Origin of the sequence: Lentzea sp. HUAS TT2, assembly GCF_051853195.1 — a bacterium.
GTDB lineage: Bacteria > Actinomycetota > Actinomycetes > Mycobacteriales > Pseudonocardiaceae > Lentzea.
Genome location: NZ_CP196667.1, coordinates 6,523,586 through 6,536,399, shown reverse-complemented (window position 1 = coordinate 6,536,399; position 12,814 = coordinate 6,523,586). Strand labels below are relative to the sequence as shown.

At 69.5% G+C, this 12,814-nt stretch carries 7 protein-coding genes; 2 read left to right on the top strand and 5 right to left on the bottom strand.

Going from position 1 to position 12,814, the window contains the following annotated elements; all coding sequences use genetic code 11:
• Positions 1–62 precede the first annotated feature (62 nt).
• Positions 63–2,324 carry a cellulase family glycosylhydrolase gene (locus ACSHWB_RS31720; protein ID WP_439656953.1) on the bottom strand — a complete coding sequence of 754 codons (2,262 nt, stop codon included), beginning with the start codon at positions 2,322–2,324 and terminating at the stop codon, positions 63–65.
• Positions 2,325–2,729: 405 nt separating this feature from the next.
• Here ACSHWB_RS31720 and ACSHWB_RS31715 point away from each other — a divergent pair, with 405 nt between their 5' ends.
• Entirely contained in the window at positions 2,730–4,019 is a 1,290-nt protein-coding gene (locus tag ACSHWB_RS31715; RefSeq protein WP_439656952.1) for a jacalin-like lectin, read from the top strand.
• Between the two features lie 37 nt (positions 4,020–4,056).
• Here ACSHWB_RS31715 and ACSHWB_RS31710 read toward each other — a convergent pair whose 3' ends face one another.
• Complete coding sequence (locus ACSHWB_RS31710) at positions 4,057–6,216, bottom strand: glycosyl hydrolase family 95 catalytic domain-containing protein (protein WP_439656951.1); 2,160 nt, start codon at positions 6,214–6,216, stop codon at positions 4,057–4,059.
• Positions 6,217–6,370: 154 nt separating this feature from the next.
• Here ACSHWB_RS31710 and ACSHWB_RS31705 point away from each other — a divergent pair, with 154 nt between their 5' ends.
• A complete protein-coding gene (locus ACSHWB_RS31705; protein WP_439656950.1) occupies positions 6,371–8,593 on the top strand; it encodes a rhamnogalacturonan lyase in 2,223 nt (740 codons plus the stop codon).
• Positions 8,594–8,642: 49 nt separating this feature from the next.
• On the opposite strand, the gene ACSHWB_RS31700 is transcribed toward ACSHWB_RS31705, so the two are convergent.
• The 3 genes from ACSHWB_RS31700 to ACSHWB_RS31690 form a co-directional block, all read right to left on the bottom strand.
• A complete protein-coding gene (locus tag ACSHWB_RS31700) occupies positions 8,643–10,403 on the bottom strand; it encodes a rhamnogalacturonan lyase (RefSeq protein WP_439656949.1) in 1,761 nt (586 codons plus the stop codon).
• Positions 10,404–10,553: 150 nt separating this feature from the next.
• Complete coding sequence (locus tag ACSHWB_RS31695) at positions 10,554–11,957, bottom strand: BNR repeat-containing protein (protein ID WP_439656948.1); 1,404 nt, start codon at positions 11,955–11,957, stop codon at positions 10,554–10,556.
• 17 nt (positions 11,958–11,974) lie between these two features.
• Positions 11,975–12,757, bottom strand: coding sequence for a family 16 glycosylhydrolase (locus tag ACSHWB_RS31690; protein ID WP_439656947.1), 783 nt, complete (start codon positions 12,755–12,757; stop codon positions 11,975–11,977).
• Positions 12,758–12,814 lie beyond the last annotated feature (57 nt).

Genomic DNA, 12,814 nt, shown 5'->3' with positions numbered 1-12,814 from the left:
TGTCAAGGACTGCCGGAGCAGGCTGTCCGCAATCGGACATCACCGGTTGAATCGTTTAAATGTCAACCGGTCGTGCAGGTGCTTCCGTTGAGCGTGAACGCGGTCGGCGCGGGGTTCGTCCCGCTGAACGTGCCGTTGAACCCGATGTTCGTCGACGCGTTCGGCGCCAGCGAGCGGTTCCACGTCAGGTTCGTCGCGGTGACGGCAGCGCCCGACTGGGCGAACGTCGCACCCCAGCCCGGGAGCGTGACCTTCTGACCGTTCGCGTAGCTGAAGGCCAGCGTCCAGCCGTCGATCGCCGAGGTGCCCGTGTTGGTGATGGTGACGCCGGCCGTGAAACCGTTGCCACCGCCCCAGTTCTGACCCGAGTAGCCCACCTTGCAGGCGCCGGTGCCGCCACCCGCGCTGGTCGTGGCCGACACGATCCCGGAGGTCGCCGACACGTTGCCGGCCGCGTCCCTCGCCCGCACCTGGTACCGGTAGGTGGTCGACGGGGTGAGGCCGGAGTCGGTGTAGGTCGTGGTCGCCGTCGAGCCGACTGTGGTGAACGAGCCGCTGCCCACTGCCCGCAGCACGTCGTAGCCGGTGACGCCGACGTTGTCGGTCGACGCCGTCCAGTTCAGCGTGAGGCCGGTGGACGTGACGCCGGAGGCCGCCGGTGTGCCCGGTGTGGACGGCGGCTGGGTGTCGCCGGGGTTGCCGCCGCCGTAGATCGTGGCCTCCTTCGAGGTCTCCCGGACACCGTTGGCGCCGTTGAGGAACCTCTCGCCCCACGAGGTGAGGCTCGCCGGGTTGAAGGAGTTCGTCATGTCCAGGTAGCCGACGTCGCTGCTGTTGCCGCTCCACGACCAGCCGAGGTAACCGAGGCCGCGCGCCTGGGCCTGCGCCATGATCGTGGCCTCGTCCGGGTCGCCGTCGGAGTGGTTGTGGCCGAACTCCCCCACCACGAGCGGCAGGCCGGCGGTCCTGAACGCGTCGAAGTAGGCGTTGATCTCGGCCGCGGTGTCGTAGACGCCGTACATGTGGATGGAGAACACGGTGTTGCGCAACGGGTCGGCGTTGAACACCGAGGCCGCGTTGTCGCGCATGATGTTGCCCCAGTCCTGGCCCCACATCGGTGCGTCAGCCATGATCAGGTGCTGCAGCCCGGCACCGCGCAGCCTGCTGATGGCGCTGCTGGTCGCGCTCGCCCAGGTCGCGCTCACCGAGGCGTTGTTGCCGAACGGCTCGTTGCCCAGGTTGACGACGACGTAGTTCTCCTGGCCCTTCAACGCGTCCGCCACGCTGATCCAGTAGGTCGCCGCCTGGTCCAGGCTCGCGGCGCCGCTCTGCTCACCGAACCCGGTGGTGTCGTGCACCTCCAGCACGCAGATCAGCTTGTTCTGCTTGCACAACGAGATGACGCTCGAGACCTCCGACGCCGGAGTCGGTCCCCACCGCTGCCCGCTGCCGAGCACGACGCGCACCGTGTTGGTGCCGAAGGTCTTCATGTCCGCGAACGCCCTGGTCTGGTTCTGGTACCAGACGTGGGCGTGGTTCACGCCGCGCATGACGAACGTGGCGCCGTTGCCCTCGACGACCCGCGTGCCCTCGACGTGCAGCCCGACCGCCGCGGGCTGGGAGCGCAGGGCCGCCACCACCGCCGGGTACCAGCGGCTCTCGATCTTCTGGATACCGGTGGAGCTGTTGGGGTGCACACCGTCGGTGGTGTCGGCGGCCGTGTCGAACCCCGTCCACTGGTCCACGACCGTGATCGGCGACGCCGTGGTGCTGTTCGCCCGCGCCCAGCCGGGGATCGCGGCGTTCAGGTCCACCACCCGCTGCCCGCACGCGGAGCAGCTCGACGGGTTCATCGGGATGATCTGCGCGACGACCAGCTTGATCGCCGGGTTGCTCGCCCGCATCTGGCCGAGCAACGCGGTGTAGGCGTTGAGGATCGTGCTCGCCGGGATGTTGTTCCAGACGTCGTTGGTGCCCAGGTGCATGAGCACGACGTCCGGCCGCGCCGAGGAGAGCCAGCCGGGGAGCTGGTTGTCCCGCACGATGTTGGTCGCGAGGAACCCGCCGTGGCCCTCGTTGTCACCGTCGTGGGTGAAGCCGCAGCCCTGCGCCGGCAGCGAGCCGACGAAGTCGACGTCGGTGTACCCGGTCTCCTGCAGGTGCTTCCACAGCAGCGCCCGCCAGCACCCCGGGGAGCCGGTGATGGAGTCACCGAGCGCCATCACTCGCACTGGTGCGGCGGCGTTCACCGCGGTGGGAGCGATGACGACACAGGCCGCCAGCAGCAGCCCGGTCACCACCGCTCGGAGAAATCGCAAGGTCACGACGACCTCCAGGGAAATGTTCGGTTGAACTGGGGAATTCTGGGAGCGCTCCCAGAATTCGGACCCTAGCCAGCCGATCACCCCGGGACACCGCCGAGTGGCCCACGAACACAGGATGTCCGCTGCGGACATCCGGCTGACCTCGGGTTTGTCCGGCCGGGCGCCCCCTGTCATACCGTCGAACGCATTCGTCGAATCGACCACGAACATTCGCCGATCCGTTGACCGCCCGGGTCCGCGGCTAGATCATGACAGCGCTCACATCACGTCGGATTTCCCTTTCCCTGAATCCCCCTGCAAAGCGGAAAGTGAGTCGCAAGAGCGAATGTTAACGTTCACACGTTTGCTTGTTCCCATAGTCGCCTCGAGCACCGTCACCTCGAACCGGAAGTGGACGCGCAACTGATGATCAGACCCCTGCTCCTGATCCCCGTGGTGCTGGCGGCGCTCGCCACGCCCGCACACGCCACCACCGGTGGCAGCTTCGAGGTGCTGACCTACAACGTCGCGGGCCTGCCCGAGCCGCTGTCGTCCGGCAACCCCGCCGTGAACACGCCGTTGATCAGCCCGCGCCTGGCGCCCTACGACGTCATCAACGTCCAGGAGGACTTCAACTACCACGCGGCCCTGTACGCGGGCGACAACCACGCCCACCGCACGCCCACCAGCGGCGGTGTCCCGTTCGGCAGTGGCCTCAACACGCTGTCGCACCGGCCCTACAGCGACCTCGAACGCACGAAGTGGGCGTCCTGCAACGGCACGGACTGCCTCACGCCCAAGGGGTTCACGTACAAGCGGATCACGCTGGCTGCCGGGGTGACCGTCGACCTGTACAACCTGCACCCCAACGCGGGCACCGAGACCGCCGACCTCGCCGCGCGCCGGTCGAACATCACCCAGCTCTCCCGTTTCATCGCCGCGAACTCGGCGGGCAACGCGGTCATCGTCATGGGCGACACCAACACCCGCTACACCCGCGAGGCCGACAACATCCGCGAACTGGTCACCACCAACGGCCTGACCGACGCGTGGGTCCAGCTCGAACGCGGCGGCCAGGCACCCGCGGCGGGCGCCCCTGCACTCGTGTGCGACCCGGCTGCGCTCACCGACTCCTGCGAGGTCGTCGACAAGATCCTCTACCGCGGCAGCCGGCAGATCACGCTGACCGCACGGGACTACCGCAACGACAACGCGGCCTTCCTGGACTCCCAGGGCAAGCCGCTGTCCGACCACTACCCGATCGCCGCCCGGTTCGACTGGACGGCGGACGACAACATCCAGCTCAGCGCAGAGGCCGGTGGTCCGCACGGGACTCCGTTCACAGACCTCGCGGCGATCGACCTGGGGGCCGTGCGCACGCTCACATTGCGCGGTGGCAGCAGGTTGGACCAGATCGCGGTCACGCTCACGAACGGCACCACGCTCGCCCACGGCGGCACGGGCGGCACAGCGACGTCCCTCACGCTCGAACCGGGTGAACACCTCGTGTCCGCGAAGCTGAGCCAGAGCAAGTACAACGGCCGCACGCGGGTGTTCTCAGCGGCCTTCACCACCAACCGGGGGCGCACGCTCTCGGCGGGTCAGCCGACCGGGGAGACGCTCACCCTCACCGCACCGGAAGGCTGGCGCATCGCCGGGTTCACCGGCCGCTCGGGCACCGAGGTCGACCGGCTCGGCGCGATCTTCGTGCGATGAGGCCGACGTCCGCGCCCCCATCGGGCGCGGACGTCCGTCACCGTGGCACGAGCTTCTCGCCGAGCATCAGCTGGACGTCCGGCCGGACCGTCACTTCCGCCGCATGTCCCTGGCACGTCAGAACCACGGTCTTGGCACCACCAAGACTGCGCAACGCGACGGCCTTCAGCTCCCCTGCGTCCCACCACAGGTCGACCACCACGCCGCCCCGCGCCCGCAGTCCGCGCACCACCCCGGTCGGCCACGCCGAGGGCAGCGCGGGCAGCAGCCGCAGCTCACCGGTGTGGCTCTGCAGCAGCATCTCCGCGATCGCGGCGGTGGCGCCGAAGTTGCCGTCGATCTGGAACGGCGGGTGCGCGCACAGCAGGTTCCGGTACACCCCTCCCCCGTGCGGGCTGCCGTCCGTCGCGTCCGTCAGCAGCATCGCCAGCAACGTGTGCGCGCGGTCGCCGTCCCCGAGCCGTGCCCACAGCGCGGCTTTCCAGGCCAGCGACCAGCCCGTGCCCGCGTCTCCCCTGGCGACGAGCGCACGCCGGGCGGCCTCGGCCAGCTCCGGTGTCAGCACGGGATCGATCTGAGCGCCGGGGTACAGGCCGTACAGGTGCGACACGTGCCGATGGTCCGGCTCCGCGTCGGGCACCTCGTCCGCCCACTCCAGCAGCCCGCCGTGCGACCCGACCGGCGGTGGCGGCAGCTCGGTCCCGCGCACCTCGTCCACCAGGTCGTCGCGCAGCCCCAGCACCTCCGCGGCCTCGACCAGACCGGCGAACACCTCGGCCGTCAACGCCAGGTCCATCGTCGACCCGACACCGGCCGCGACCTGTTCTCCCCCGGCCAGGTAGTGGTTCTCGGGCGACGTCGACGGCGCCGTCGTGAGCACGCCGTCGCGGGAGACCAGCCGGTGCAGGCAGAACTCGGCCGCGCCGCGCAGCACCGGCCACGCGTGCTCGCGCAACCAGTCGACGTCACCGGTGAACGCGTAGTGGTCCAGGAGGTGCCGGCACAACCAGGCCGCGGCCATCGGCCAGTTCGCCCACGCCGGGTCGCCACCGCCGTCGCCGACCGGGGTGGTGAGGCACCACGGGTCGCTGTTGTGGTGCGCCACCCAGCCGGGCGCGCCGTAGAGCGCCTTCGCCGTCGCCGCACCGGGTCCGGACAGCTGGGCGACGAACTCCAGCAGCGGCTCGTGACACTCGGGCAACGCGGTCACCTCGGCCAGCCAGTAGTTCATCTGCAGGTTGATGTTGAGCGTGTAGTTGCCGCGCCACGGCGGATCGGTGTGCGGGTTCCAGATGCCCTGCAGGTTCGCGGGCAGCGTGCCCGGCCGGGAGCTCGTGATCAGCAGGTAGCGGCCGTACTGGAACAGCAGTGCCGGCAACGCCCGGTCGGGCCGCACGATCCGTTCGCCGGTCGGCAGGTCCGGCACCGGGCCCAGCTGCAGGCTCACCCGGTCGAACAACGCCCGGTGGGCCTCGACGGCCTCGTCGCGGAACGTCGCCCAGCCCAGCCCGCGGGCCTGTTCGACCCGCTCGACCGCCACGCGCGAGCACTCCGCGGGATCGTCCACCGGCGCGGTGAAAGGCCCGCGGTAGCCGGTCTCGGTGGTGACGTAGACCGTGTCGCCGTCCACCGCCACGACCGCCGCCCAGGCCATCCCGGACGGCACCACGCCCCGCACCCCCACGATGCCGCCGGACGAGGTGAAGTGCTCGCCGGGCAACGCCCCGCGCAGCACCGGGCTCACCCCGGCGCCGGTCACCCGCAGCGCCAGGGCGTGCAGGCCCGCGTGGCACACGGCCTCCCGCCGCACCACCGCCTCCCCGGTCCGGTAGGAGACCGAGTACGTGCCGGTGCGCAGGTCGAGCTCACGCCGGTAGGCCTCGGCCCGGCCGGATCCGCTGACGAGCGAGACCTCCGCCAGCGGCAGGTACTTCGCGGTGTCCGGCCCCTGGACGCGGCGCAGCACCTCGTCCGCCGCACGAGGGTTGCCGGCCAGCACGTGCGCACGGGCCTGCTCCACCAGCTCCGGGTCACCGGACGGCGCGGGCAGCGGCGACCCCGTCCACAGCCGGTCGTCGTTGAGCTGCACCAGTTCGGCGTCGACGCCGCCGAAGCACATCGCGCCGAGCCTGCCGGTGCCCAGCGGCAGCGCCTCCTCCCACACCGCGGCGGGGGCCTCGAACCACAGGCGCGTCACCGGGGCACCACCAGGGGGATTCGACTCGTTCGACACCTCGTTCGTCGAACGGCGGGCCCGATTCGACAACAGTCACGGAAAACGCTTTCCGCATTACGCAGCAACACATTCAGACCCTTGCGTCAGGAGCTGGACAAGGTTCATCGTAGCCGTCGTGGATCTGCGACGAGGGGTTCTGCTGCCGTTGGTGTTCACAGCCGTGCTGGCCGGGCAACTGCCCGCCTCCGCGCACCCCACGCCCGGTGAGCACCGCGGGCTCGTCGCGGCCACCGTCGAGGGCGGTGTGCACCTGAGCTGGCGCCTGTTCGGCCGGGAGGCCACCGGAGCCACCGCCACCGGTCTCGCGGGGCCGGATTTCGCGGTGTACCGGGACGGGAAGCGCATCGCGACCGTCACCGACAGCACCACCTACGTCGACACCGGCGCGGCGCCTGGTTCGCGGTACCAGGTCGCTCCGGTACGACGTGGCGTCCAGCTGGGGCGCAGCAGGCCCGTGACCGCGTGGGCGGCGTCCCATCACGACCTGCCGCTGCACAAGCCGGCGGACGGCGTGACGCCAGCAGGTGAGCACTACACCTACTCCGCCAACGACGTCAGCGTCGGTGACGTGGACGGCGACGGCCAGTACGAGTACGTCGTCAAGTGGGATCCCAGCAACTCCAAGGACGTCTCGCAGGTCGGCTACACCGGTCCGGTCTACCTGGACACGTACCGCCTCGACGGCACGCTGTTGCACCGGATCGACCTCGGGGTGAACATCCGGGCGGGCGCGCACTACACCCAGTTCCTGGTCTACGACTTCGACGGCGACGGCCGCGCGGAGCTGATGACCAAGACCGCGCCGGGCACGCGTGACGGCCGCGAGCGGTTCGTCACGATGCCACGGGAGGACGTGCGCGCCGGTTATCGGCACAGCGACGACTACCGGCTCAGCCCGCAGGGGTACCGCGAGCACCTCATCGGTGTGTTCCGCGGCTGGGACTCACATCCCGAGGTGGTCGCCGGCCGGTGGCCCGCGACGCTGGAGCAGGCGTTCGGCATCGAGCAGCGCTACACCTACCCGCTGTCCACAGAGGACGCTGCCGCGCTGGTCGACCACTTCGTCGACGTCTACGCGCCGTCCCGCAGCGCCAACAACAGACTGCGCCAGTTCGCCGGTTTCATCGTCGACGGTCCGGAGTACCTGACCGTGTTCGACGGCGCCACGGGACGCGAGCTGCAGACCGTCCGCTACGAGCCCGGCCGCACCGACGACGGGCTCCTGTGGGGCGACTACGCCATGGCCCGCATCGAACCGGGCAACCGCGTCGACCGGTTCCTGTCGGGAGTCGCCTACCTGGACGGGAAACGGCCGTCCGCGATCTTCGCGCGCGGCTACTACACCCGTTCCACCGTGGCGACCTACGACTGGGACGGCAGGCGGCTCGAGAAGCGCTGGCTGGTCGACAGCGGCTGGGTGCCGATGACGAACCCGTTCCGCGACACCCCGCACGGCCGCGACGGCACGAACCCCAGTCATGCCAGGCTCACGACGCAGGGGGCGCACTCCCTGAGCGTCGCCGACGTGGACGGCGACGGGAGGCAGGAGATCGTCTACGGCGGCGCGACCCTCGACGACGACGGCTCGTTGCTCTACAGCTCGGTCGGCGTGCTGCCACCAGGCAGCGCACAGCCGGGAGCCGAGGTCCGGGTAGGGCACGGCGACGCCCTGCACGTCACCGACGTCGACCCGAGCCGTCCCGGCCTGGAGATCTACATGGTCCACGAGGGCGCCCGCTCCGCCCCGTACGGCCACGCGCTGCGCGACGCCCGCACCGGCGAGACGATCTATGGCGCCTACTCCGGAATGGACACCGGCCGCGGCATGATCGGCGACGTCCGCCCGGACGTGCCCGGCCTCGAGACGTGGTCCTCCATGCCGAACGGCTCGGACTCCGCGGGCCTCTGGAGCGCGGATGGCCGCCGGCTCGACACCCGTTCCCCCGGCACGAACATGAGCATCCGCTGGGCCGGTGACCTCACCACCCAGATCGTGACAGGCGCCCAGGACGTGACGCCGGCCGTCGAGGACTGGCGGCGCGGCACGCTGCTCACCGCCACCGGAACGCGCACCAACAACGGCACCAAGGGAAACCCGTCGCTCGTGGCCGACGTGTTCGGCGACTGGCGCGAGGAACTGGTCGTGCGCACGCAGGACAGCACGGCCCTGCGCTTCTACATCAGCACCGAACCGACCGGCCACAAGATGTACACGCTCATGCACGACCGCCAGTACCGCGTCGAGGTCGCCCGCCAGCAGACCACCTACAACCAGCCGTCCTACCCGGGCTTCTACCTCGCCTCGGACGTCGACTGGCGGCGCGTTCCCCTGCCCTAGCAGCCGAATCCGCGGACGACAGACCCCGTCCGCGGATTCGGCGTTCAGCTCAGGGCGAGGCGAAACTCGGGTGCGGCGGCTGGTTGTAGGCGGTGTTCTGCCACGCCACCGCCTCCCGGTACTGCCGGTCCTCCATCAGCGAGGCCCGCCGGATCGTCGTCGGCTCGGTGGTCGAGTAGATCCGCAACGCGCTGCTGTCCGAGGTCCGCCAGATGACCTCCTCGCGCCAGTCGCCGAGGATGTCCGCCTGCAACGCCGGCGTGGACTTGGTGCCGTTGTTGGAGGCCACGCCCGAACCGGTGAGCAGCCGCGTGTCCCCGTTGGGACCGTACTTGTCGATCGTGGTGCCGTTGAGCAGCTCGCGCTGCGCGTCACCGTCCCACCAGATCACGAAGTTGGCCGAACCCGGTTTCCGCGCGGAGACCTGGGCGCCCGTGGTGGCGCTGCGCAGCCCGGCGACGGACGAGGACCAGGCCTCCGCGCCGGGGTTGCCGGCCCAGACGTCCGCGGCGACCCCGCGGCCGTTGTCGCAGCCGCACGACGGCGCACTCCAGAGGATCTGCCCGGTGCGCGCGTCGCCCATCCAGTGCGAGACCTCGGTCGTCCACTCCGAGGGCTTGAAGACCTCCAGTCCCGGCCTGGACGGGATGAAGTCGCCGACGTGCAGGGCGTCGCCGTGGTGGGTGCTGTTCTGCCACAGGCCGCGGCCGTTGTCGTCGATGGCCATCGAGCCGTAGACGACCTCGTCGCGGCCGTCGGCGTCCACGTCGGCGATCGAGAGGTTGTGGTTTCCCTTGCCCTCCCAGGCCGAGCGGTTCGACTGGGACGCCGAGTCGAACGTCCAGCGTTGCGTGAGCTGGCCGTTCCGGAAGTCCCACGCCGAGATCACGCTGCGGGTGTAGTAGCCGCGGGCCATCACGATGCTCGGCCGCGCGCCGTCCAGGTAGGCGGTGGCGGCCAGGAAGCGGTCGACCCGGTTGCCGTAGCTGTCGCCCCAGGACGAGACGGTTCCGCGTGGTGGCACGTAGTTCTCGGTGTCGAGCACCGCGCCGTCCGTGCCGCGGAACACCGAGAGGAACTCGGGCCCCGCCAGCACGTAACCGTCGCTGTTGCGGTGGTCGGCGCTCGCGTTGCCGATCACCTGCCCGGTGCCCGACCGCGTGCCGTCCGCGGTCTTCACGGCGATCTCGGCCCTGCCGTCACCGTCGTAGTCGAAGACCTGGAACTGCGTGTAGTGCGCGCCCGCGCGGATGTTGCGGCCGAGGTCGACGCGCCACAGCCGAGCCCCGCTGAGCTCGTACGCGTCCAGGTACACGTTGCCGGTGCGCCCTGCCTGGGAGTTGTCCTTGGCGTCAGCGGGATCCCACTTCAGGACGATCTCGTACTCGCCGTCGCCGTCCAGGTCGCCGACCGACGCGTCGTTCGCCACGTAGCCGGAACCCGGGCTCTGGATGGGAACGTCCCTGCTCGTCGCCAGGGTGCCGACGGAACGCGTGGCCGCCGCCTCCACGCCTCCGCTCACCTGGCGCACCGAGTAGGACGCCGTCGCCGGCGCACCCGCGTCGAGATAGCTCGTCGCCGTCGTCACCGGCGCGCGGTTGACCTTCACGCCGTCGCGGTAGACGTTGAACGCCACGTCGGTGGCGTCGGAACCGAACAGCCGCCACGACACGAAGTTGCCGTCGCCGCGCACCGAACGGATGCTGACCAGCCCGCGGTCGGCGGCCTCCGCCTGCTCGGCCGCGAGCGCGGGAACGCCGCTCGCGACGAGTATCGCCGCGAGCCATGCTGACATCGTCGTCCGTCTCATCGTCGATCACCCTCCTGACACCGGATGTGTTCTCGCAGAAGTGATCCGCAGAATTGAAACGTTTCACCACGAGGAACGGTAGCGTCGAAGAATCGAACGAGCGGAGGGCAGTTTCTTCGACCTGGATTCGACCTCGTTCACCAGTCCACGTCACACCCCCAGCCGGAAGTCGGCGACGCGGATCGCCGAAGGCGTGGTGCCGCTGGAGGTCTGCTGGTACTGCACCGACAGGATTCCCTGGGAGACAACGCGGGACGCGTCCAAGTTCACCTCGCCGAACGCCTGCAGCGACGGGCGGTCGAACAACGTCGTCCAGTCCGTCCAGCCACTGGCCCTGCTCGCCGCCACGATCCTCCCGCGCGGCTGCACGAGATAGGCGTTGTCGTCGCGGTCGAACACGATCTTCGTGCGCTGGGTGTGGTTCGGCGGGATCGGAACCTCCCTCTTGGTCCACCTCCCGTCGGCTCCGCGGAAGACGTGGAACGTGCGGCCGTACTGCGCGCGCTGCTGCGCATAGTTCGACACGCACTGGGTGAACCGGCCGGGAACGTAGCTGATCACCACGTGCGGGCGGCCCTGGGCGTCCACGGCCTGGCTCTCCTGGTTCATCAGGCCGTGGTTCGGGTCGAGCGGATCGGCCACCAGACCCGGCGAGCCGACGCTCACCGGTGTGCCGCCGGTCGTGCCCACCACTGTTCCGGCGCCGTTGCGCCACGTCCGGCCGCGATCGTCGCTGTAGACGTAACCGGTGTCGTGGTTGGTCAGTCCGCCCGCGTTGCACAGCACACCGGAGTTGCCTTCACGCCAGGTGAAAGCGGCGTGCAACCGTCCACTTCGGTCATAGGTCAGGCCGTGCAGGTACATGTTGCGGGTCGTGGACACCACGCCGTTCGGGCCGGTGTACGAACCGGTGGCGGACGACCAGCCACCGAGTTTGCTCCACGTGCCACCGGAGTACTCGGCCAGCTCGTTGACGCCGTTGCCGGAACCACCCGTGCGGTAGCTGAACTGCAGCCTGCCTTCAGGTGTCACCACGAACTGCGGGTAGGTCATGGCACCGAGCTCGACGCCACCGAGCGTGCGCTGCTCCGAGCCGAACGCGGCGGCGTTCCACTGCTGGGCGCCGGTCGCGAGACCGGGCAGGGAACGGAAGTAGAACAGGCGCGTGTTGTGCGTGTCCAACGCCACGTGGATCGTGTTGTCCTGCGGGGAGATTCCCAGCGAGATCACGTTGTGCGAGTCGTCGGTGCTGAGGCGGTGCGGCAGGACCACGGTCTCCCACCGCGTGCCGCCCACGGCCCGCCGCGCGATCACGGCGTTGCGGCTCGCGGTGTACCAGGCGGCGTACTGACGTCCCTGATAAGTCAGAATCGCGTCCTGCTGGAACGAGTTGTTGTTCACCACCCCGTCGTAGGACACGAAGTACAGCGCTGAAGGATCCAGCAGTGTGTCGGCCACGAGGCTCACCGCCGGTGCCGCAACGGGCGCACCCACCGCGGTTCCCGGCGATGCCAGCAGCATCACGGCCACCAGGCTCAAAGCTGTCCTCTTCACGGTTCCTCCGGCTGGTGTCACGCGCGAGTGCGTCCGATGTAGACGTTGCGGGCCCGGTAGACGGTCTCCGCGGTCGGGCCCGGACTGCCCGACGAGCCCTCCATCTGCAGGTTGATGATCACCCAGAGCGGTTTGCCGACGAAGTTCCTCGCGGTGTGCTGGGCGATCCACCTGCCGTCGAGGTAGTAGTGGATGACGACGTCGGTGGTGTTCACCTTGGTCATCCAGGCGCGGTACGTGTGCCACGAACCTGGCGAGGACACGCTGACGATCGAGCTCGACACGTCACTGGACGTCCGGAAGGTGTTGAACCAGTTCCGGTTGTCCCCCTTGAACTCCAGGACGTCGCTCTCGGGCGGCCAGCTGTTGACGCCGGTCAGCCAGAACGCGGGCCAGGTGCCGCGGGTGGACGGCGCCTGGAAGTCGCCCTTCACCTCCCAGTTCGGGAACTGGTCGGTCACCACGACGTGCTCCTTGGCGTGGATCGCGCCGGAGTGGTAGCGGATGGGCAGGTGCGGATCGGCGCCGCTGTTGCCCTCGTCCCACGAGATGCGCGTCGCCTTCACCGTCAGCACGCCGCCGGACAGCGACACGTGGTTGTGGTCGCTGGGGCTCGCGTACATCCTGGCCGTGCCGTTGTGGTCGGAGCCCCACGGGTAGCGGTAGTTCCACTCCGACTCCAGCGCGCCGTAGCCGCTGAAGGAACCGGTCCCGATCACCTCCTCCCACGCCGCCGCGTTCACGGGGGTCGTGGAGGCTGCGGTGAGGACGAGGACGAGGGCACCCGCTGCGATTCTCATCGTCTCACTGTCCCGGACGAATTTGTTGCCATCAAACAGTTCTGTCGATTCGACGAG